Below are 22,315 nucleotides of genomic sequence, written 5' to 3' on the forward strand. Positions count from 1 at the left end.
TAAGGCCTGTTACCCCTGAAGAAGGCACGACGGCATAACCGCATCGCTGTATAATGTTGTATATAGCGAATGCGAGGACATGATGAAACAGCAATTTTGGCAAGCTTTAACCCTGGGCGTAGCGGCTTTACTGCCCCTCTCTTCTCAGGCCTCCCGCACGATCACCGACCAGACTGGACGCACCGTGACGATCCCCGATGAGGTTGACCGCGTGGTGGTGCTTCAGCATCAGACCCTGAACCTGCTGGTGCAAATGAACGCCAGCGACAAAATCGTCGGGGTGATGGCGAACTGGAAACAGCAGCTGGGCGACGGCTATGCGCGTCTGGCCCCCGAGCTGAACCAGAAAACGACCCTGGGCGATTTGACCCACGTCGACCCGGAGAAGCTGGTGGCCCTGAAGCCAGATGTGGTGTTTGTCACCAACTACGCGCCGCAGGAGATGATCAACAAGATAGCCAGCCTCGGTATTCCGGTGGTCGCCATTTCTCTGCGTCACGATGCCGCGGGTGAAAAAGCGAAAATGAACCCCACGATGGCCGATGAAGAGCAGGCTTACGATCTCGGGCTGCGCGAAGGGATTACCTTGATCGGCGAGATTGTTAACAAGCAGCCCGAAGCGAAAGCGCTGATTGACGCCACCGATCGGGGCCGCAGGATGGTCAGCGATCGTCTGAAAGATATTCCGGCGGAAAAACGCGTTCGCGCCTACATGGCTAACCCGGAACTGACCACCTACGGCGCCGGGAAATACACCGGGCTGATGATGGCGCATGCGGGGGCGGTTAACGTGGCGGCGGCGACCATTCAGGGCTTCAAAACCGTGGCAATGGAGCAGGTGATCGCCTGGAACCCGCAGGTGATTTTCGTCCAGGACCGGTACCCGTCCGTGGTCAACGAAATCAAAACCGGCGCGCAGTGGCAGACCATTGACGCGGTGAAAAATCAGCGCGTCTACCTGATGCCGGACTACGCCAAAGCCTGGGGCTACCCGATGCCGGAGGCGATGGGCATCGGCGAGCTGTGGATGGCGAAAAAGCTCTACCCGGAGAAGTTTAAGGACGTGGATATGCGCAAAGTGGCCAACGACTGGTATCAGCGCTTCTATCGCACCACCTGGCAGGGGATCGACTGATGCGCGTGCTGGCGGCAGGCAGCCTGCGCAGGGTATGGCCGCAATTACTGGCCCACTTTCCGGAACCGGTTGAAACACGGTTCGGCCCGGCTGGGCTGTTACGGGAACGTATTGAATTGGGGGAGGCCTGCGATCTCTTTGCCTCGGCCAATCTTGCCCACCCGCAGTCGCTGCTGGCTGCCGGACGGGCGCAATACGTGGCGTCGTTCGCCAGCAACAGGCTCTGTCTGACCGTGCGCAGTGAGGTGCTGCGCGAGGGCGATGACTGGCGCTCGGTGCTGACCCGGGCTGATTTACGTGTTGCCACCTCGACGGCGGGCGCCGATCCGTCAGGGGATTACACGCAGACGCTCTTTACCCGGATGGGGGGCGCTGGCGGGGCGGTGAAGAGACGGGCGATGGCCCTGGTGGGGGGGCGAGGATCGGCCCCCGTTCCGGCGGGCAAGCTGGCAGCAGAGTGGATTATCCAGAGCGGGCAGGCGGAGGTCTTTATCGGTTACGCCAGCTACGCGGCCACATTGCGCGAGATAGCCGGGCTGACGGTTATCGACATCCCGGCACCCATTAACCCACGTGCAGAATATGCCTGCGCGGTGATGACGGCGCAGGGGCAACGGCTGGCGGATTTTTTAGAGTCAGACAAGGCAAAAGCGATCCTGCTCCAGGCGGGTTTCGGTGCGTAATTCTGCCGGGTAGCGCTGCGCTTACCCGGCCTACAGGTTCGTAGGCCCGGCAAGCGCAGCGCCGCCGGGCAATGGGTCAGCGCATTAACCCTGACGTTTGTCTTCGGTATTGGTATCAAAATCGCTCGCCGCATGACGCTCATGCAGCTGCTCGTTCAGCTCGCCGTTAGTGCGGTTGACGATACGCCCGCGCTTCACCGCCGGACGGCTGGCGACATCTTTCGCCCAGCGCTGGACGTTCTTGTAGCTCTCTGCGTCGAGGAACTCCGCCGCGCCATAGACCTGGCCGAGCGCCACGCTGCCGAACCACGGCCAGATGGCGATATCCGCGATGCTGTACTCTTCCCCCGCCACGTAGCGGCCGCGCGCCAGCTGTTTATCCAGCACGTCGAACAGGCGTTTGGCTTCCATGGTGAAGCGGTCGATCGCGTACTCAATTTTCACCGGCGCGTAGTGATAGAAGTGACCAAACCCGCCGCCGAGGAACGGGGCGGCGCCCTGCAGCCAGAACAGCCAGTTCAGGGTTTCTACCCGGCCCGCCGGATCTTTTGGCAGGAAGTGACCGAACTTCTCCGCCAGATAGAGCAGGATATTGCCGGATTCGAACACGCGGGTGGGCGGCGTGGTGGAGTGGTCGCGCAGGGCCGGAATTTTGGAGTTCGGGTTGACCTCAACAAAGCCGCTGGAGAACTGATCCCCCTCGCCAATGCGGATCAGCCAGGCATCATACTCTGCACCGGTGACGCCCAGCGCCAGCAGCTCTTCCAGCAGGATCGTCACCTTCTGGCCGTTCGGCGTGCCCAGGGAGTAAAGCTGCAGCGGATGCGAACCGACCGGCAACGCTTTGTCATGCGTGGCGCCCGAGATCGGACGGTTGATGCTGGCGAACGCGCCGCCGTTGGGGTTCTGCTTCCATTCCCAGACTTTCGCTGGCTGGTAGTTGTTGTCGGACATGTTGATCTGCCTTTTTGGGATGTGTTGAGGCAGTTTAGCAGGCATTACGTGAACGGTTTAACGAAGTGAGCGCATAAGCATATGCACTATTCCTTCTGGCGCTTATATATATAAATTCCGCATAAGCTTAATCAAAAACGGCATTTTCATTGTTAATGCGTAAGGGCTTAAAGCTGAATATGATGCGCAAACAGATATCTGTGAAAAATAAAAATTAGCAGTTAAAAAAACTTTCAAGGCAAGGAGTTAGTGAGATATGCGTAAGCCATTAGTATCTGCTGTTCTGGTCGCGCTGGCGCTGGTTGCCGCGGGCTGTGATGATGCCAAAAATAAAGAGACTGCGTCGGCCCCGGCTGCCAAAAGCGATGCGCCGAAAGAGGGCGGTTCACTGATTATCGGCATCACCTCCGGCGACCCGCTGGCCGTTAACCCGCTGTATGCCAGCGACCGTACCACCCTGACCATCATGCAGGCGCTCTATGCCCCGCTCTACAGCTTTAACGATGGCAAAATCGAATGGGGTCTGGCCGAAAGCCTGACGCCATCCGCCGATAACCTCAGCTATACCCTGACCTTAAAACCCAATCTGAAGTGGCAGGATGGCCAACCGCTGACTGCCGATGACGTGGTGTTCACCTTCAACAAACTGCTGGAGGAGAAGCAGCACAGCTTCTTCCGCAGCATGTTCACCTACGGCGGCAAGCCGGTGGCGGTGAGCAAGGTCGACGATCGCACCGTTAAGTTCACCCTGCCGCAGGTGAGCGCTGCCTTTACCGGCACCCTGGTGCAGATCTACCCGATCCCGCAGCACGTGTTTGCTCATGAAGCGGATCTGGAAAAGAGCAGCAAAAACGATGCGCCGGTGGGTTCCGGGCCGTTCAAATTTAAGGAGTACCGCGCCGGGCAGTATTACGCCCTGACCCGTTTTGACGACTACTGGAACGGCAAAGCGAAGCTCGACTCCGTGACCTACCGTTTCGCCAAAGACAGCAACTCCGCCAACCTCGCGCTGCAAAACGGCGAGATCAACCTCAAGATGGTCGATCCGCAGGATGTGTCGCGTCTGAAGAATACCGGCAAGTTTGATTTCGTGGTCTACCCGGAAGGGCGTCTGGCCTACATGACCTTCAACCAGAACGTGCCGGTGATGAAGAGCAAGGAGCTGCGCCAGGCCATCGCGTATGCCATCAATAAGGACGAACTGACCCAGACCGCGTTCACCTCGCTGGACTACGCCAGACCGGCAACCTCGTTCCTGACCCCGGATACGCTGTACCAGACTGACGACGTGGAGCAGTACAAGTTCGATCAGCAAAAAGCCAAAGATTTGTTGAAAGCCTCAGGCGCCCCGGCAGACCTCAAGCTGCGTCTGGCCTATGTGAATACCAACAAAACCCAGGAGAGCCAGGCGCTCTACATTCAGCAGGCGCTGAAGGGCATTGGCGTGAACGTGGAGCTGATGCCGCTCAACTCCAACGCCATGTCCCAGCGCAGCCTCGACATGAACAATACCGCCTGGGAGCTGAACCTCGGCGGCTACATCATGGGTGCCGAGCCGGATGGCTACAAATCGCTGTTCATGAGCAACGAAGCCTACAACTACGCCCACTACAAGAACCCGCAGTTCGATGCCCTGTGGGATAAAGGTGCTGTAGAAACTGACGCTGGCAAACGCGCTGAGATCTACAAGCAGATCCAGCAGACCGTGGCTAACGACATGACCTACTACCCAATCTCCTACACCAACGCCACCGTGGCCGTGGATAAACGCTTTGGCGGCACCAAAGAAGCGGAGCCGAAGCCGGTGTATCTGTTCCAGGATCTGTCAAAAATCTACCAAAAATAAGCTGTCGCCCCGGTCAATCGATCGGGGCGTTGTGTTGGGTAAGTAGTAAGGGCATGTCGTGAACACACTACTGATGCGTCGGCTGCTGCAACTGGTGCCGATGCTGTTCTTTATCTCGCTGGTGGCGTTTTTGCTGGTCAAACTCGCCCCGGGCGATCCGGTGGCGGCGTACATCACCCCGCGCATGGCGCCAGAGGATATCGAGCGTATTCGCCAGAGTCTGGGGCTGGATAAGCCGCTGGTGACGCAATATTTTCTGTGGCTGAAAAATATTTTGCAGGGGGATCTGGGCTATTCGCTGATCTATCACCGCCCGGTGCTGGCGATGATTGCCGAGCGCATTCCGGCCACCCTTGGGCTGATGGGGGCCTCGCTGCTGATGGCGATTATCCTCGCCATTCCGCTGGGGCTGCTGGCCGGGGCGTTTAAGCACCGCTGGCTGGATCATGTTCTGAACCTGTTCGCCTATATTGGCATCTCGGTGCCGATCTTCTGGTTTGGTATTCTGCTGATCACCGTCTTTGCCGTGCAGCTCAACTGGTTCCCCAGCATGGGGATGCGCACCATCGGCATGGAGGATAACTGGCTGGACGTGGTGCGCCATGGCGTGCTGCCGTGCATTGCGCTTACCTTCTATAACCTCTCCAGCTACGTGCGCTACATCCGCTCTAATACCATTTCGCAGCTTTCGGCAGACTACGTGCAGACCCAGCTGGCCTATGGAGCCACCCGTTCCAGCATCCTGTTCCGCCATGTGCTGAAAAACGTGCTGCTACCGGTGATCACCCTGTTTGGCCTGTCGTTTGGCGAGCTGGTTGTCGGAGCCTATGTCACCGAGAGCGTCTTCTCCTGGCCGGGGATGGGGCTGCTGGGGATCCAGTCGATCACCTCCCTCGACTACCCGCTGATTATGGCGATCATCATGCTCTCGTCGCTGATGCTGATCGTCGGCAACCTGATCGCCGATCTGTTATATCGCTTCGCCGATCCCCGCATACGTACCCTGAGGTAATCCCGGATGAGCAGACGCTGGCAACAGGTTCGTCACCAGCTGCGCCGCAATCGTCCGGCGCAGTTCTCGCTTTTTGTACTCTTTATCTTTATCGCCGCCGCACTGTGCGCCGGGCTGAGCCCGTACGATCCGGATCGGATGTCGCTGGGTGCGCGCACCCTGCCGCCGGATGGTGCCCACTGGTTCGGCACCGACGAGTACGGACGCGACTACTTTACCCGCGCCCTGTACGGCGGGCAGATCTCGCTGATGGTCGGCTGTCTGGCGATGGTCTTTTCGACGCTAATCGGCACGATAGTCGGCACGGTAAGCGGCTACTTCGGCGGCTGGCTGGATAACCTGATGATGCGCGCGGTCGACATCCTGATGGCGATCCCGGCCTTCTTCCTGCTGCTGGTACTGAATGCGTACCTGAAGCCCGGCGTGGACAACATCATCATGATCATCAGCCTGCTGACGTGGATGAACATGTCCCGGCTGGTGCGTGCCGAAACGCTGTCCGTTAAAGAGCGCGAGTATGTGCTCTATGCCCGCGCCTCCGGGGAACATCCGCTGCGGATTATCCTGCGCCATATCATCCCCGGCGTGCTGCCGACCATTATCGTCGCCGCCACCCTGAATATCGCCTCGGCCATTCTGATGGAATCCACCCTCAGCTTCCTCGGCCTCGGGGTGCAGGCGCCTGCCGCCTCCTGGGGCAGCATGCTCAATAACGCCCAGTCGTATATCGGCGAGGCCTCCTGGCTGGCGATGTTCCCCGGCATTCTGATTCTGCTGACGGTATTCAGTTTTAACGTGTTAGGCGACGTGTTCCGCACCGCCTTTGAGCCGGGAGCGAACCGCGATGAATAACTTACTTGAACTCGACAACCTGCAAACCACCTTCCGCACCCGCGATGGCGATGTCCACGCGGTGCGCGGGGTGAGCTTTCACGTTCAGCCGGGCGAGCTGGTGGGTATTGTCGGGGAGTCCGGCTGCGGCAAGAGCGTGACCTGCAAATCCATTATCCAGCTGCTGGGCAGCAACGGGCGCATCACCGGGGGGCAGATCCGTTTCGACAATGACGATCTGGCGCAGAAAACCCCGGAGCAGATGCGCGCCATTCGCGGGAACCAGATCGCGATGATTTTTCAGGATCCGATGACCGCCCTGAACCCGGTGCTGACCATCGGCAAACAGATGGCTGAGATCCTGATGCGTAACAAAGGCCTGAACAAAAAAGCGGCCCGCGCGGCGAGCATCGCCATGCTGGAGCAGGTGGGCATTGCCGAAGCGGAGCGCCGTTACGACCAGTATCCGCACGAGTTCAGCGGCGGGATGCGTCAGCGGGTGATGATCGCCATCGCGCTCTCCTGCGATCCCAAACTGCTGATCGCCGATGAACCCACTACCGCGCTGGACGTCACCATTCAGGCGCAGATCCTGCGGCTGTTAAAAAGTTTGCAGCAGAAAACCCACACCGCCATCCTGCTGATCACCCACGATCTTGGTGTTGTCGCTCAGGTATGCAGTCGGGTGGTGGTGATGTACGGTGGGCTGGTGATGGAGGAGGGCAGCGTGGAGGATATCTTTTACCGTCCGGCACACCCCTACACCCAGGGGCTGCTGGCGTCCCTGCCGCACCCGGAACAGACCAGCCATCGTCTGTCGCCCATCGAAGGATCGCCCCCGGGCCTGCTCAATCCGCCCCCGGGCTGTCCGTTTGCCGAACGCTGTCCGCAGCGGATGCCGCAGTGCGAGCGTCAGCCCGCGTTTTACAGCCCCGAACCGGGGCACCGCGCGGCCTGCTGGCTGCTGGCCGATAAGGAGGTTCAGGCATGAGCGAACAATATTCCCCGCTGGTCAGCGTGCGGGACCTGTATAAGCACTTCACTCTCAACGGCGGCCTGCTGCGCAAAGGGGTGGTGGTGAAAGCGGTGGACGGCGTCAGCTTTGATATCCGCCAGGGGGAGACCTTTGGCCTGGTGGGCGAATCCGGCTGCGGCAAATCGACCCTCGGGCGCGCCATTCTGCGGCTGTTTGATATCACCTCCGGCGAGATTGATTTTGCCGGGCAGGCGATCGCCCAGGCCAGCGAAAAGCAGCTCAAGCCGCTGCGTAAGCGGATGCAGGCCATTTTCCAGGATCCTTATTCGTCGCTGAATCCCGGGATGACCGTCCAGCAGCTGGTGGCGGAGCCGATGCAGATCCACGGCTACAGCCGCGAGGAGCAGCGGGAGCGAACCGAAACCCTGCTCTACAAGGTGGGGCTCAAGCAGGAACATCTTCAGCGCTTCCCGCACGAGTTCAGCGGCGGCCAGCGCCAGCGGATCAGCATTGCCCGGGCGCTGTCGGTGCGCCCGGAGTTTGTCCTGTGCGATGAGCCGCTGTCGGCGCTGGATGTTTCGGTGCAGGCGCAGGTGGTGAACATCCTTCAGGATCTGCAGCAGGAGCTGGGGCTGACCTATCTGTTTATCGCCCACGATCTGTCGATGGTGCGCCATATTTCGACGCGCATCGGGGTGATGTACCTCGGCAAGCTGGTGGAGGTAGCGCCCGCCGATACCCTGTATCAGCATCCGGCGCACCCCTATACCCGGGCCCTGTTAGCCTCCGTGCCGCAGCCCGATCCACGGATCCGCAATCTGGAGCAGGCCACCTTGCGCGGGGAGATCCCCGGCCCGACCTCTGTGCTGCCGGGCTGTAAGTTTTGCAGCCGCTGCCCGCACGTGATGCCGGTCTGCCGACGCGAAGCGCCCGCGATGCAGGAGATTGCTCCCGGCCATTTTGCGGCCTGTTGGTTGTTTAAGGTGTGAGAGTAAGGTGCCAACATCCGCCGGGTGGCGGCTTCGCCTTACCCGGCCTACAAAACCCTTAACCCGGTGCAAAATCGTAGGCCCGTGCAAGCGCAGCGCCGCCGGGCAACGGCAACCGCGTAAACCGTTTCGGACTATCCTTCAGAGAACCCCTTCATTCTGCCGGAGTTGACCATGAAACCCTTCTCGATCCTGTCCGCCGCCGTCGTCCTTTCCCTCTCTCTCTTTACCACCCACGTTGAGGCTGCCCTCGAGGCAGGCAGCCATGCGCCCAACTTCACGCTGCAGGGCGCGCTGGCGGGAAAACCTCTGACCTTCTCCCTGCAACAGGCGCTGCAAAAAGGGCCGGTGGTGCTCTACTTCTTCCCGGCAGCGTTCAGCAAGGGTTGCAACATCGAAGCCAACGCCTTTGCCGACGCCACCGACGAATTTAACAGGCTCGGTGCCAGCGTGGTGGGCGTCACCGCCGGGAATGTCGAACAGGTGGATGAGTTTTCCAGAAAAGAATGCCGCGATAAATTCACCGTTGCCGCCGATCCCGGGGCGAAGGTCGCCAGGCAGTACCAGACGCTGATGCAGCTGAACGGCAAAACCCTCTCCGAACGCACGTCGTTTGTCATTGCGCCTGATGGTAAAATCCTGCTGAGCTATACCGACCGTAGCCCCGAAGCGCATATCCAGAAAACGATGGCAGCCGTTAAGCAGTATGCCGATTCGCATTCGTAGCGCCGTGGGGGTGTCATAAACAGGAGAGGGCATGACCCAGGCAATAATGCTGCAGGGAACCGCGTCCGATGTGGGAAAAAGCGTGCTGGCCGCCGGCCTGTGCCGCATTTTTTATCAGGACGGCTGGCGCACCGCGCCGTTTAAATCACAAAACATGGCCCTCAACTCCGGCATCACGCCGGACGGTAAAGAGATGGGCCGGGCGCAAATCATGCAGGCCGAAGCGGCCGGGATTGTGCCGGATGTGCGTATGAATCCCGTCCTGCTCAAACCCTCCGCGGGCGGTCAGGCCCAGGTAGTGCTGATGGGCGAGGTGGCAAGCAGTATGGATGCGGCCCGCTATCACGACTTCAAGCCGCGCCTGCGGGAGCAGATCGCCGGGGTGTATCAGAGCCTGGCGCGGGAGCATCAGATCCTGGTCCTGGAGGGGGCGGGTAGCCCGGCGGAGATCAACCTGCGCGATCGCGATATCGCCAATATGGGGATGGCGGAGATCGCCCGGTGTCCGGTGATCCTGGTGGCCGATATCGATCGGGGTGGAGTGTTTGCCGCCATCTACGGCACCCTGGCGTTGTTGCAGGAGCACGAGCGCTGGCGGGTCAAAGGCGTGATCATCAACAAGTTTCGCGGAGATGTGGCGCTGCTCTACTCCGGGTTACAGCAGATTGAGTCCTTAACCGGCGTACCGGTGCTGGGGGTGATGCCGTGGCTGGATCTCGATCTGGAGGAGGAGGATGGCGTGGCGCTCCAGCGGGGCAATACGCGCCATCGTCAGGCGCGCGAGATCGACATTGCCGTGGTGCACCTGCCGCATATCGCCAACTTCACCGATTTTAACGCCCTGTCGGCGCAGCCGGACGTACGCGTGCGCTACGTCAGCCAGCCGCGGGAGCTGGACGAGGCCGACCTGCTGATCCTGCCGGGCAGCAAAAACACCCTTCACGATCTGAACTGGCTGCGCGACAGCGCGATGGCGCATGCCCTGCTGAAGCGACACCGGGACGGCGTGCCGCTGCTCGGGATCTGCGGCGGGTATCAGATGCTGGGCGACACCCTGATTGATGAGGTGGAATCCGGCCTCGGGCAGATGCCCGGTCTGGGGCTGCTCGATACCGTAACGCAGTTTGCCCGTCACAAAACTACCACCCAGGTCAGCGCCCGGATGGCGGCGTCGCTGCCCGGCTGGCTGGCCCCTCTCGCCGGAATGGCGGTGCGTGGGTATGAGATCCACATGGGGCAAACCGCGCGGGCCGACGTGGCGCAGCCGGCGCTGTGGCTGGAAAAAGAGAATGCGCAGGTTGCCGACGGGGCGGTGAGCGACGATGGGCTGGTGTGGGGCACCTATCTGCACGGTCTGTTCGACAGCGATGCCTTTACCCGCGCGCTGGTGGACAGCCTGCGGGCACGTAAAGGGTTACTTCCTCTCGAAACCGCGCCAGAATACGCCAGCTATAAAGACCAGCAGTTTGACCAGCTGGCGCAGGCGATGCGCCAGCACGTTGATATCGCCAGAATCTATCAGATCATGCGTGAGCATCAGGAGTGCAAGGAATGATTGTCGTGACCGGAGGGGCGCGCAGCGGTAAGAGCGCCCACGTTGAGGGGCTGGTCGCCCGCCACTATTCGCAGGTTTTATATATCGCCACCTCCACCGTCACCGACGAGGAGATGGCGGCGCGTATCGCCCGGCATCGCGCCCAGCGGCCCGCCCACTGGCGCACCCTGGAGCGTTATCGCGATCTGGGGGCCGCTATCCACCAGCAGGTTCAACCCGGCGAAGCGGTGGTGATCGAGTGCATCACCACGATGCTGGCGAACCTGCTGTACGACGCCTCGGGCGGGGCCGATCCCGACACCCTGGACTTTGTGGCGCTGGAGTCTGGATTGCAGCAGCAGATCGACGATCTGATTGCCGCCTGCCTGGCGACCCGCGCCCCGGTGTACATCGTTACCAATGAGCTGGGGATGAGCATCACCCCGGAAAACCGTCTGGCGCGGCATTTTGTCGATATTGCCGGACGGGCAAATCAGAAACTGGCCCAGGCGGCAGAAGAGGTCTGGCTGGTGGTCTCAGGGATTGGAGTCAAAATTAAATGAGCTTAGCGATGTTATGGGCGACGCTGCGCCTGATGTCACGCATTCCGGTACCGGAAAAATGGGCCGACGGGGTGGAGTTCCGCCAGCTGGCCCGTGGGGTGCCGTGGTTTGTGCTGGTTGGCGCGACGATCGGCGCGCTGGCCGGGCTGCTGGCGCTGGTGGTGAGCCAGACCGGCGGCGGGATCTATATTGCCGCCGCCGCTTACGTGCTGGCGCTGGTGCTGCTCACTGGCGGTTTTCATCTGGACGGACTTGCCGACACCTGCGACGGCATCTTCTCGGCCCGCAGCCGGGAGCGGATGCTGGAGATCATGAAGGACAGCCGGCTGGGCACCTTTGGCGGCCTGGCGCTGGTGTTTGCCATTCTGCTGAAAGTCTTCGCCGTGATTGGCCTGGCGCATCTTCCCACCAAAGAGTGGTTCATGCTGTTGGTGTGCGCCCCCATCGCCGGACGCGCCGCGCTGGTGCTGGGGATGTACGGCCAGCGCTACGCCCGCGAAGGCGAAGGGATGGGCAGCCTTTATATCGGCCAGGTGAGCTTCCGTAATGCGGCGCTGACCCTGCTGGGCGGGGCAATAGCTGTGGGGCTGATCGGCGGGCTGCACGGGCTGGCGGCGATGCTGGTCACTTACGTCGTGATTTATGGTCTGGTGCACTATCTCCGCCGTCGTCTCGGCGGGCAGACCGGGGATACCCTGGGGGCGCTGGCCGAAACCGCAGAGATCGTCTTTCTGCTGGCATTAATGTGGGTCTGAACATGCGATTTTTTCTGGTTCGTCACGGACAAACCGCGGCCAACGCCAGCGGCCTGTTCTACGGCAGCACCGACGTGCCCCTGACGCCGCTGGGGATTGAGCAAAGCACGCGGGTGGGCGCTTTACTGGCGGAGGTGTCGTTCAGCGAGGCGATATCCAGCCAGCTGCAGCGCGCGCAGCAGACCGCGGAATTGATCGTCCCGGTGACCGGGAGCGATCCGCGGCTCAACGAGATGGATTTTGGCCGCTGGGAGATGCGGCATTTCAGCCATATTGCCGAAGAGGAACCCGAAGCCTGGCAGAGCTGGCTGGATGACTGGCAAAACGCCACCCCCAGCGGCGGCGAGCCCTTCCCGCACTTTGCCGGGCGGGTGAAGGCCGTGGCGGACGAGTTAACCCAGCGCCAGGAGCCGGGCGACATGCTGATCGTGGCGCACCAGGGCGTACTTAGCCTGCTGCTGGCCCACTGGTTAAAGATGCCGACTGACTCCCTGTGGCACTTCCCCTTCCGGCAGGATGCTTACACGATGGTAGAAAATCGCGGCGGATTTATGCTGCTACGCGCCTTTAACGACCGGAGCCCTTTCCGGGAAGAAGAATGAGAACAATACCGATGCAGACAATACATGACCTGCTGGCCGCTATTACGCCCCTGGATAAGAACAAACAGGCGCAGGCGGCACAGCATATCGATGGTCTGGTGAAACCGCTCAACAGCCTGGGACGGCTGGAAACCCTGGCTATCCAGCTGGCGGGGATGCGGGGCTTAACCCGGCTCGACGATCTGCAAAAAGAGATCGTTGTGATGTGCGCCGATCACGGCGTCTACGAGGAGGGGGTCGCCATCAGCCCGCAGCAGGTAACGCACCTGCAGGCGCTGAATATGATCAAGGGCACCTCCGGCGTCTGCGTGCTGGCGAAAAACAGTGGCGCGACTGTGCTGCCGGTAGATATCGGCATCGACTGCGAGCCGATCGAGACGATGCTGAGCCTGAAGGTGGGGCGTGGCAGCGGTAACATCGCCCGTGGCCCGGCGATGAGTCGTGATGACGCCGAACAGCTGCTGCTGCGCAGCGCCCGGCTGGTGCAACAGCGTGCCGCAGAGGGGATCGCGGTGTTTGGCACCGGCGAGCTGGGTATCGCCAACACCACGCCGGCCTCGGCGATTATCAGCGTGCTCAGCGGCTGCGATCCGCAAGAGGTGGTGGGGATTGGCGCTAACCTGCCGGCGGATCGGATCCAGCATAAAGAGGCGATTGTCCGTCAGGCGATTGCGGTCAATCAGCCCGATCCCGGCGATGCCATCGATGTACTGGCGAAAGTGGGCGGCTACGATCTGGTGGGGATGACCGGGGTCATTCTCGGCGCGGGAGCGTGCGGGCTGCCGGTGGTGCTGGACGGTTTTCTCTCCTATGCCGCGGCGATGGCCGCCTGCCAGCTTGCGCCTGAGGTGAAAAACTACTGCATCCCATCGCATTGCTCGGCGGAAAAAGGGTCCCGACGGGCGTTAGACCACCTTGGCTTGACCCCTTATTTGTACCTGGATCTGCGTCTGGGCGAGGGGAGCGGGGCAGCGCTGGCGATGTCGATCGTCAGCGCCGCCGGAGCGATGTATGGCCAGATGGGGGTACTGGCTGAGAGCGGGATCAGCCTGAAAGCGTAATCTGCCGCTGATGCCATCGTCCGAGGAGCAGTACCGTGGTGAGCGCGCCGAGCAGGGCGCAGAACATATCGGACTGCGTATCCCAGGGATCGCCCTGGGTGCCGAGGAAATCATCCGCGCCCTGGCCCATCGCCAGCGCCGCCCACCACTCGATCAGCTCGTAGGTGGCGCTGATCGCCAGCGCAATACAGCACACCAGAAAGGCCGTCATCTTGCGGCCAGTGACGTAGCCGCCGCGCACCAGGATCTCCCGGGCCGCCAGCGCGGGCACCAGCCCCTGGAAAAAGTGCCCCAGCTTGTCGTACGGGTTGCGGCTCAGGTGGAACATCTCCTGAACGTCAAAGCCGATGGGGACTTTGGCGTAGGTGTACATCCCGCCCACCATCAGGATGATGGCATGCCAGAAGATCAGCGTGTAGAGCAGGGGAGTCAGCGGGTAGCGCCGTTGGGTGGCGAGCAGCAGCGGCACGATGATGATGACCGGCGTCACCTCCATCAGCCAGGTGGTTCGGTCCGCGGTATAGAGACCGGTATAAATCAGGATCAGCAGTAAAAGCAGCGCGCCGACCTTTAATCCAGAGGAGAGTGCAGTTTGCGTCATGTGAGTTAACTGTTGAGTAAAAACAGACACTATCGACCGACGCGGCGAAAAATACAATGTCTGGCAGCTGAGCATAAAAAAACGGGGCCATGCGTGGCCCCGTTGATCGTTCATAACAATCAGAACGACTTGCGTACACGCAGACTGAAGGTGTGCGCCTGGTAGCGGTCGCCGGCCTGCAGATCGTAACGCGCGTCGAGGCTCAGATCGTTGGCGTCATACAGGGTGGTGCCCACGGCTACGCCCGCCATATCTTCCACCGGAGAGGCCCCTTTGGTGATAAAGCTGGTTTCACCGATAGCATCGGCGGCGTAGGTCGCATGGCTGCTGACCTGACGGTTATCGTACTGGTGGATCCAGGAGACCTGGGCGAACGGCGTCAGGTTACCCAGGCCGGTGGCGAAGGTCTTCCCGATGCGGGCACCGATATCGCTCACCACAGACTGCGCGTGGGTGCTGCTGACATCCAGCGCCATGCCGTTGCCGCCGGTTTCGCTGTAACCATCCACATGCTGATAGCCATAGGTCAGGCCCGCCAGCGGGGTCAGGACCACGTCAGCCGGCAGGGCAATTGGATAGCCAAGCTCGCTTTGCAGGGTGATGGACTGACCGTTGAACTTGCCGTGGGCAGCGCCGGAGAAGCCGGTGAAATCAGCGCGACGCACGGAGCTGTAGTTCTGACGGTTCAGACCTGCGGAGAGGTTCAGGTACCACGCATTGCCGGTGTAACCCGCGTAAGCAATTACCCCATAGTTATTGGCGGTAGAGTTGTTGCCGCTCAGGTTGTCTTTACCGTGCACGGAGGTGTTGCTGTAGTTCAGGGCTGCGCCCAGACGCCAGTCGTCACCCAGCGCGCGGTCGGCACCGATGATCAGGCCGCCAAACTTCGCGGTGTAGCCGCTGACGTTGTCGGTGCTGTCCTGGCGAGCGTAACCGCCGAACGGCTGACCCCAGACGATCCAGTTGTTGGCGTAGTCATCACCGGTTGCCACGCCGCTGGCGCCGGAGGCCTGCGGGTTACGTACGGCATCGATATGAGCACCCACTACGGCCTGAGCAGTAGAGGTCGCAACGGTGGCTGCGGAGCTGGTGTTCAGGTTCTGGCTGGTAGAAAGACGCTCCCCGACGCGGTTCGCTTCCTGTTTACCTTCAATCGCCAGGGAGGCGTTGTACAGATTCAGCAGCTGTGGGGAGGCGATACCGGAGTAGTTCGCCAGCCCGCCGAGTGCCGCCGTGGCGCTCGGAATAGTGGCATAACCCCGTTTGGTCGGCTGAGCAGGTGCAGGTTCCGCTGGCGCAGGCTGCGTCGGCGGCGTTGGCACCGTAACGATCGGGGCAGTGACGTCGGGCTCTGTCACGACCGGCGGGGTGACTTCGGGTGTTGGCTCTGGCTGAGGCTCTACCGGCTCGATGATGACCGGCTCTGCACCCAGGGTTAACACCAGGGCCTTGCTTTCATCCAGTTCAGCGACGCTGCCGTTGACCGTACCGCGATAGCCGAGGGCTTTGTAATTCAGCCGATCGGCGTGGTAGTCGGTCTCTGCGCCTGCGGCATTGATGACCACATAACGCTGGCCTTCGGCGAACTGGTAAGTGCTGCCGGTGCGCAGCAGATTAACGCTGGAACCCGCATCGATAATAGCATTGCCGGTGACGTTGAGGCGGCCATAGCCGGTATCGGCCAGCAGATCGCCGCGAGCATCCGCCAGATCGGAGACACCGGAAATCAGCGTCGCGGCGGCTTTCTGATGGTAATCGCCAGCGATGTTGATGCTGTTGTTTACCTGCAGGGAAGCCGCTTCGTTCACCACGGTGCCGTTTGATACAGGCTGCTCATCGCTCATCTGGAGTGACATCAGGCCGAATTCAGGCGTGCTGGTAACGATATTATCGTTCAGCAGCAGCGAGCCGGTGCCGAATATCACGTCGGAACCCTTAATGGTCCCTGTCGCGCCCTCGAGGCCGGTCAGCGTGCCCATGGTGGTGGTGCCACCGTTAATGTTTAATGTTGTCGCGTTTAAGGCGTAAATCTCACCAGCAATAACGCCACTGTTGGTCAGGGTCACGCCATCGCTGCTATTGCTACCGACCAGCAGCGCATAATAGCCGCCCGTTAACAGGCCATTGTTAACAATCTGCGTCGTTGCGCTCTGGTTGTAGTAGTTCCAGATATAGATCCCGCTCGAGTTGCCTGACAGCTCACCGTTGTTGATGATTGAACCAAGGGCGCCGTTGCTATAGATAGCGGTAAAATTGCCGGTGATTTGGCCGTTATTTTCAATGGTGTCGATAGTGCCATAGGTATTAATACCGGCGAAGCTGCCATTAATTTTATTATCATTGACGATGGAATTAATGGTGCTCTGGTTATATATCCCGGAACTGCCGTAATTATCGGTCGCACCACCGTCAATCGTACCGGTGTTGTGCAACGTGCCAATCGTACCGTTATTAAAAATGGCGCTGTTTTGGCCGCTGTTGACGTTATTTTCGGCTGGGGTGAAGGAGATCACACCCGCATTGGCTAAGGTATCAATGGTTCCCTGGTTACTGATGACGCGGGAACCAGAGATCTTACCTTCTGCGGTATTGATTAAGGTATTAATGGTCCCGGCATTGTCTATCGTGCCATTGTTATATGAATTGAAGTCGTAGTTATTGTTGTAAGTATTCTGAACGCCCTTCATGGTGCCGCTGTTGGTGAGGGTGTTAATCATCCCCGATGCGCTTACCGCAACCACTTTGCCATTCTGGTACTGATTGAGGCTGGAAATGGTTCCGTTATTGTTAAGCTCACCCACGGTTCCATCAATCTGCACAACACTGCTGCTCAAAAATAATGGAACACTGACAACGTCGCTGATGGTGCCGTCATTGATAAGCGTTGTGACAGTCACTCCCGAATTAACGGTTAAGGCCGAATCCGGGGCGCCCGTTACGCTCCCCGTCTGGGTGATATGCACTAACTCTTTTGCGTTAGCGATCTGAACGCTGCTTGCTGGTGTGTCGATAATTAATTCATGAGATGTGGCGTAGGCCTGCGCGGTCGTTGATGCCACCAGCAGAGAGATCAGCTGGCTAAGACGTTTCTTTTCCATGGTGTACCATCATAAAGTTGCGATGTTTGTGCAAAATGCAATTGTGATTTCTTCGGATTAATCCGATATCTTCGGGCGCAGAATATACAAATTGTTGCCGAAAACAATAAGCACTGCTTAATTATTTCCGGTTGAATTCATTCCACATATTTGGTCATGTTGATAATTTGAGTTAAGGCTGGTGCGGCATGAGGATATATCCTCACATTTTGCAGGGAACGATATTGATTAGTTTATCTTTATTATTGTCAGGGTGTATTACCGCCGAGCCGCTCAGTGCTGCGCATAAAATAGCCAATGAAAGTGGTCTGATCAGTGAGAAATTTGACACAGATCCATTCCCTGTTGTTACCTGGCACCGGATTACGCCACCAGTACAATCCCTGCGGGTCTACGTCGAAGGAGATGGCTTTGCCTGGAAGAGCCGCACAACGCCCTCTGATAATCCGACGCCGCGTCATCCGATCGGCCTGATGCTGGCCGCGGCGGACAGTCAGGCAAATGTGTTTTATCTTGCCCGGCCCTGCCAGTTCATCGGGCCGCCGCTGCCGGCTAACTGCCGCGTAAATATCTGGACGCAGGATCGCTTCTCGCCTGTGGTAATAGATGCGATGAACGAGGCGCTCAACCAGATGGTCCTGCGCTATCCGGGCGTGCAGCTCGATGTGGTTGGCTACTCCGGGGGCGGCAATATCGCCGCCCTGCTGGCGGAACGCCGGGATGATGTGCGCTCCCTGCGCACGGTGGCTGGCAATCTCGACGTGGCGTATGTCAATGCCCTGCATCGTGTCACCCCGATGCCCGCAGCCGAGAGCGCCATCGATGGTGCTCCCGCGCTTCGCGCCCTGCCGCAGATCCACTTCAGCGGCGAAGCCGATACCACCGTGCCACCCGCCGTCGCCCGACGTTTTCAACAGGCGGTGGGGGGAAGATGTGTGCAAACGGAGATAGTCAGCGGGATGAAGCATGGTTCGGACTGGGCGGCCATCTGGCCGCGACTGCTGGCGCAAGGTTTGCCGGACTGCTGATGTGTGATCAACGTTGAATGACTTCAGGACGAATAATGAAAAAGAAAGAGTTTGTGACCCAGGATCTGTTGAGCAAAATCTATCAGGACACCACGGCGGGGCCACGCAAACTCCCCCCTGAACGGCAGCTGGCCGAAGAGTATGGCGTCTCGCGTTTCACCATCCGCCAGGCGCTGGAAAAACTGGTCAGTATTGGCGTGGTGCGGATCGTGCAGGGATCGGGGATCTGGATCAACGAGCACGCGCGCAATAATCCACTGATCTACAACTCGATCACGGAAAAGCGATTCGATCAGATGCGCTACCGGATGATCAGCCTGCATAAGACGAGGCCAGATCGTGCGGCGCAGCAGATCTTTGGCATCGATGAAGAGAGTTTTATCTGGCACTTTTGCCGCCTGCGCTACGTCGATGACCAGCCCGTACAGCTGGAAGTGTCCAGCATGCCGGCCGCCGATTTTCCCGATCTTAATCAGCAGGCGATTGAGCGTTCCATTCAGCAGTACGTATTAAATAAAGGGATGAACATATCCCACATGTTGACCACCTACCGGGCGGTCAGCGTCAGCCGCGAGCAGGCGGTGATCCTGGGCTGCAAAAAAGGCAGCCCGGCAATGCATATTAATAATCGCGGGATACTGGAGGGGGGCCGGGTATTTGAGGTAAGCGATATTATCGATATCAACTACACCTGCACCTGGGTCAGCCCCTATAACCGCGATAATTTCGCCTGGCGACAAAATCAGGGCGTATGAAGGGTGCCGTCCGGCAGGCGGCTTTGCGTCCACTCGTGCGGGCGATAGACCACCGGATATGCCAGGGCCAGCTCTTCATTAAAGCCGGTGCCGATGCCGGGCGCTGTCGGCGGATAGACAAACCCGTCCTTCACCTCAGGCGCGCCAGGGAAGACGCTGTTGGTGGACCTGGAACGCGGAATAAATTCCTGAATAGCCGCATTATGCAGGTGAATGTTCAGGTGCGTATTCACCGCCACGCCGATAGGCGTCATATCGCCGGGGCCATGCCAGGCGAGACGCACGCCAAAGGCCTGACACAGATGCGCCAGCTTCAGTGCCGGGGTGATGCCGCCGATCTGCGAGATGTGGCAGCGAATAAAGTCGATACGGCGATTGACGATCAGGTCGTGCCATTCAGCCGGATTATTGAAGAGCTCGCCCATCGCCAGCGGCACACAGCTCTGCTGGCGAACCTGTTCCAGCCAGGCGCTCTGCTGTGGCGGCAGGATATCCTCGATAAAATAGGGCTGATAAGGCTCAAGCTGTTTTGCCAGCTGCACTGCCTGCTGCGGGAATAAACGCTCGTGGACATCGTGTAAGAAATGGAGCTTCCGGCCATATTTTTCGCGCAGGGCGCGGAACATCTCCACGGTATTTGCCATATACTCATGCTGATCGAACCAGGCACCCGGCGTCGGGTTCTCCGGAGCATGCAGCGCCGATGGCGTGCCGCCATAAAAACCGAGCTGACAGCGGATATGGCGATAGCCTTGCGCTACCAGTTTATCAACGGAGGCAAAGAGTTCCTCCAGCGTCTCGCCGCTGGCGTGGCTGTAAGCCGGGATCGCATCGCGGGATTTTCCGCCCAGCAGCTGATACAGCGGCATGCCGGCCAGCTGCCCTTTAATATCCCACAGGGCCATATCCACGCCGGAGATCGCGTTGTTCATCGCCGGACCGTTACGCCAGTAGGCGTTCACGTTCATCATTTGCCACAGATCTTCGATGTTATTGGCATCCCGGCCAATCAGCAGCGGTTTGAGATACTCATCCACCAGGGTTTTAACCGCCAGCGGGCGCTGCTGGAAGGTGGCACAGCCGTGTCCGACGGGGCCATGCTCCGTGGTAACGCGAACGGTGACCAGATTATGACGGTCCGGACGGGTAATAAAACACTCGATATTTTTGATAATCACAGGCGTCACGAGAAACTCCTTTGCGGCTCTGTGGAAATATAGAATGGGAATATCATCGCCCTAAAAATGTTTGCCGGTAAACCGTTTTTTTATTATTTATTTTGGTCAGTTATTTGATTCTATTTTAATTAAAAACCATACCAATTTTGGATTGATGGCGGTTTTATGGCTCTTTGCATGGTTAAATGTGAGCGATGTCAACTTTTATTGGTTTGTTTTGCCTGGTTGGTTTATCTATTCTCGTGGCATCAATAAAACAACAACCATACCGGCAGGAGTCTTTATGGGGACGCAAGAAGCCATCAACAATATTATTCGTCTGGTCGGCGGCCAGGGAAATATTAATAAAGTCTGGCACTGTATGACGCGGCTACGGTTTGATCTCATCGACGATAATAAAGTCGACCAGACCGCGATCAAAAATCTGCCGGGGGTGCTGGGCGCGCAGCTGCAGAGCGATCAGTTTCAGGTGATCATTGGGCCGAAGGTGAACAGCTGGTACGAGCAAATGCTTAATGTGCTCGGTCAGGGAGCTGATACAGCGCCGACGGCGACAAAGGGGCGTAAAAGCCTGGTTTCCCTCTTTATGGATACCGTCTCGGGGGTGTTTGGTCCGATTGTCCCGGCCATTGCCGGTGCCGGGATGATAAAAGGCTTGCTGGCCGGGCTGATCGCGCTGAAGGTGGTGTCGGCGAAAAGCGATACCGTCATGGTTATCGACCTGATTGCCAGCGGCGTCTTCTATTTCCTGCCGTTCTTCCTCGCCGTGTCGGCGGCGAAGATCTTCAAGACCAATGAGTATCTTGCCGCGGCGGTTGCCGCCTGTCTGATGTATCCCTCCTTAATAGAAGCAGCGAAAGCGCTGGCGACGCATCAGGAAGGGGCGGTCAGCGCTCTCTGGTTAATGAATGCGATCCCGGTATCCGTCTTTAACTATGCCTCGAGCGTCATTCCGGTGATCTTCTCAGTGCTGGCATTGAGCTATATCCATCGCTGGGTAGACAGCATCATGCCGGATGTATTGAAAACCGTGTTCACGCCGACGCTTACTCTCTTTATAGGCGCTTTGGCGGCGCTGGTGGTGATCGGTCCGATTGGCATCTGGCTGGGTAAAGGACTCGCCTTCTTTATAGAAGGGCTGTTTGGCGTGTCGGCCAGCTTCGCCGGACTTATCGTCGGGGCTATCCGTCCGGTGGCGATCCTGACCGGTATGCATCACGCGATGACGCCGATTGCCCTGCAGAACTTTAGTGACCGCGGCTACGACATGCTGATGCCGATGATGTTTATGGCCAATATGGCGATTGCCGGGGCGACATTCGCTATCTGGCGTCTGAGCCGGGATCGTCAGGAGAAGACCGTTACGCTGTCGGCGGCCATCTCTGCGCTGCTGGGGATTACCGAACCGGCACTCTTTGGTGTCCTGACGCGCTACAAGAAAGCCTTTATTGCCGCCACGGTGGCCAGCTCGCTGGCATCAGCTTTTATTGCCTTCTTCGGCGTGCGTCTTTATGGCTACATTCTGTCGAGCATCTTCAGTTTGCCTGCTTATATAGGTCCGTACTTTGTCTTTGCTTTGGCAGGCGTGGCGATATCTTTGGTTCTCTCCTTTATGTTAACCACCATTCTGGTGAAGAAAGAGCAAGCCGCAGCGTGATTCAGAACCCGTTTTAGCGTATGTGTCGCAGGGAATATCAGCGCGTTTGTGGATAACTCTGTGGGCAAATGCGTATAAGGCGGGGTTTTGCTGGGGAATGCAGCAGTCAGTCATTTTTCTGTCATTTAAGGGTTGCGGCCCCGGGAGAACTCCCTATAATGCGCCTCCATCGACACGGAACAACGGCAAACAAGCCGCCGGGTCAGCAGAGAAAAGCGTGAAATTATCGCTTGACTCTGAATGAGGAAAGCGTAATATACGCCACCTCGCAACGGTGAGCGAAAGCCGCGTTGCACTGCTCTTTAACAATTTATCAGACAATCTGTGTGGG

Annotated in this window: 20 protein-coding genes; 16 read left to right on the forward strand and 4 right to left on the reverse strand. The window is 58.9% G+C overall.

All coding sequences use genetic code 11. The annotated features are described in order from the left end of the window. Positions 1 to 82 precede the first annotated feature (82 nt). Together LRS40_RS10595 and LRS40_RS10600 are read left to right on the forward strand one after the other, a co-directional pair. Positions 83 to 1,135 (forward strand): ABC transporter substrate-binding protein, encoded by a 1,053-nt coding sequence (locus LRS40_RS10595; protein ID WP_231313660.1) that lies wholly within the window; start codon positions 83 to 85, stop codon positions 1,133 to 1,135. Next, on the forward strand, positions 1,135 to 1,818 hold the full coding sequence (locus LRS40_RS10600; protein ID WP_231313661.1) for a molybdate ABC transporter substrate-binding protein: 684 nt from the start codon (positions 1,135 to 1,137) through the stop codon (positions 1,816 to 1,818). The genes LRS40_RS10595 and LRS40_RS10600 overlap by 1 nt, the downstream gene beginning before the upstream one ends. Before the next feature lie 84 nt (positions 1,819 to 1,902). On the opposite strand, the gene yghU is transcribed toward LRS40_RS10600, so the two are convergent. Next, complete coding sequence (yghU, locus tag LRS40_RS10605; protein WP_142487082.1) at positions 1,903 to 2,772, reverse strand: glutathione-dependent disulfide-bond oxidoreductase; 870 nt, start codon at positions 2,770 to 2,772, stop codon at positions 1,903 to 1,905. Between the two features lie 256 nt (positions 2,773 to 3,028). Between yghU and LRS40_RS10610 the strand changes: the two genes are divergently transcribed. The 11 genes from LRS40_RS10610 (at position 3,029) to cobT (ending at position 13,667) form a co-directional block, all read left to right on the forward strand. Further along, the gene (locus tag LRS40_RS10610; RefSeq protein ID WP_231313662.1) at positions 3,029 to 4,618 is read left to right on the forward strand and encodes an ABC transporter substrate-binding protein; all 1,590 of its coding nucleotides are present in this window, start codon (positions 3,029 to 3,031) and stop codon (positions 4,616 to 4,618) included. A gap of 58 nt (positions 4,619 to 4,676) precedes the next feature. After that, complete coding sequence (locus LRS40_RS10615; protein ID WP_142487080.1) at positions 4,677 to 5,630, forward strand: ABC transporter permease; 954 nt, start codon at positions 4,677 to 4,679, stop codon at positions 5,628 to 5,630. A 6-nt stretch (positions 5,631 to 5,636) separates the two neighbouring features. After that, positions 5,637 to 6,482, forward strand: coding sequence for an ABC transporter permease (locus LRS40_RS10620; protein WP_142487079.1), 846 nt, complete (start codon positions 5,637 to 5,639; stop codon positions 6,480 to 6,482). After that, the gene (locus LRS40_RS10625) at positions 6,475 to 7,452 is read left to right on the forward strand and encodes an ABC transporter ATP-binding protein (RefSeq protein ID WP_142487078.1); all 978 of its coding nucleotides are present in this window, start codon (positions 6,475 to 6,477) and stop codon (positions 7,450 to 7,452) included. The genes LRS40_RS10620 and LRS40_RS10625 overlap by 8 nt, the downstream gene beginning before the upstream one ends. Further along, positions 7,449 to 8,426 carry an ABC transporter ATP-binding protein gene (locus LRS40_RS10630; protein WP_231313663.1) on the forward strand — a complete coding sequence of 326 codons (978 nt, stop codon included), beginning with the start codon at positions 7,449 to 7,451 and terminating at the stop codon, positions 8,424 to 8,426. Before LRS40_RS10625 ends, LRS40_RS10630 begins: the two co-directional genes overlap by 4 nt. A gap of 174 nt (positions 8,427 to 8,600) precedes the next feature. After that, on the forward strand, positions 8,601 to 9,152 hold the full coding sequence (locus tag LRS40_RS10635; RefSeq protein WP_231313664.1) for a peroxiredoxin: 552 nt from the start codon (positions 8,601 to 8,603) through the stop codon (positions 9,150 to 9,152). Positions 9,153 to 9,183: 31 nt separating this feature from the next. Next, positions 9,184 to 10,707 (forward strand): cobyric acid synthase, encoded by a 1,524-nt coding sequence (locus LRS40_RS10640; protein WP_231313665.1) that lies wholly within the window; start codon positions 9,184 to 9,186, stop codon positions 10,705 to 10,707. Then, positions 10,704 to 11,249: a bifunctional adenosylcobinamide kinase/adenosylcobinamide-phosphate guanylyltransferase gene (gene cobU / locus LRS40_RS10645; protein WP_231313666.1), complete on the forward strand. Its 546-nt coding sequence runs from the start codon at positions 10,704 to 10,706 to the stop codon at positions 11,247 to 11,249. Before LRS40_RS10640 ends, cobU begins: the two co-directional genes overlap by 4 nt. After that, entirely contained in the window at positions 11,246 to 12,004 is a 759-nt protein-coding gene (gene cobS, locus LRS40_RS10650; RefSeq protein ID WP_231313667.1) for an adenosylcobinamide-GDP ribazoletransferase, read from the forward strand. The genes cobU and cobS overlap by 4 nt, the downstream gene beginning before the upstream one ends. A 2-nt stretch (positions 12,005 to 12,006) precedes the next feature. After that, the gene (gene cobC, locus LRS40_RS10655) at positions 12,007 to 12,606 is read left to right on the forward strand and encodes an alpha-ribazole phosphatase (protein ID WP_185902390.1); all 600 of its coding nucleotides are present in this window, start codon (positions 12,007 to 12,009) and stop codon (positions 12,604 to 12,606) included. A gap of 11 nt (positions 12,607 to 12,617) precedes the next feature. Further along, positions 12,618 to 13,667 (forward strand): nicotinate-nucleotide--dimethylbenzimidazole phosphoribosyltransferase, encoded by a 1,050-nt coding sequence (cobT, locus tag LRS40_RS10660; RefSeq protein ID WP_231313668.1) that lies wholly within the window; start codon positions 12,618 to 12,620, stop codon positions 13,665 to 13,667. Here the strand turns inward: cobT and LRS40_RS10665 are convergent. Together LRS40_RS10665 and LRS40_RS10670 are read right to left on the reverse strand one after the other, a co-directional pair. Further along, positions 13,651 to 14,268 (reverse strand): DUF2238 domain-containing protein, encoded by a 618-nt coding sequence (locus tag LRS40_RS10665; protein WP_156264617.1) that lies wholly within the window; start codon positions 14,266 to 14,268, stop codon positions 13,651 to 13,653. The genes cobT and LRS40_RS10665 overlap by 17 nt on opposite strands. Positions 14,269 to 14,387: 119 nt before the next feature. Next, entirely contained in the window at positions 14,388 to 17,366 is a 2,979-nt protein-coding gene (locus LRS40_RS10670; RefSeq protein WP_231313669.1) for an autotransporter outer membrane beta-barrel domain-containing protein, read from the reverse strand. Between the two features lie 188 nt (positions 17,367 to 17,554). Here LRS40_RS10670 and LRS40_RS10675 point away from each other — a divergent pair, with 188 nt between their 5' ends. After that, on the forward strand, positions 17,555 to 18,394 hold the full coding sequence (locus LRS40_RS10675) for an alpha/beta hydrolase (RefSeq protein ID WP_231313670.1): 840 nt from the start codon (positions 17,555 to 17,557) through the stop codon (positions 18,392 to 18,394). Between the two features lie 35 nt (positions 18,395 to 18,429). After that, a complete protein-coding gene (locus tag LRS40_RS10680; RefSeq protein ID WP_142487068.1) occupies positions 18,430 to 19,149 on the forward strand; it encodes a GntR family transcriptional regulator in 720 nt (239 codons plus the stop codon). On the opposite strand, the gene LRS40_RS10685 is transcribed toward LRS40_RS10680, so the two are convergent. Beyond that, positions 19,137 to 20,336, reverse strand: a complete 1,200-nt coding sequence (locus LRS40_RS10685) for an enolase C-terminal domain-like protein (protein ID WP_231313671.1) — start codon at positions 20,334 to 20,336, stop codon at positions 19,137 to 19,139. The genes LRS40_RS10680 and LRS40_RS10685 overlap by 13 nt on opposite strands. A 274-nt stretch (positions 20,337 to 20,610) precedes the next feature. Between LRS40_RS10685 and LRS40_RS10690 the strand changes: the two genes are divergently transcribed. Continuing rightward, positions 20,611 to 21,984, forward strand: coding sequence for a PTS transporter subunit EIIC (locus LRS40_RS10690; RefSeq protein ID WP_156264612.1), 1,374 nt, complete (start codon positions 20,611 to 20,613; stop codon positions 21,982 to 21,984). Positions 21,985 to 22,315: the final 331 nt, after the last annotated feature.

Source organism: Leclercia sp. G3L, assembly GCF_021117075.1.
In the GTDB taxonomy this organism is placed as follows: Bacteria; Pseudomonadota; Gammaproteobacteria; order Enterobacterales; family Enterobacteriaceae; genus Enterobacter; species Enterobacter adecarboxylatus_C.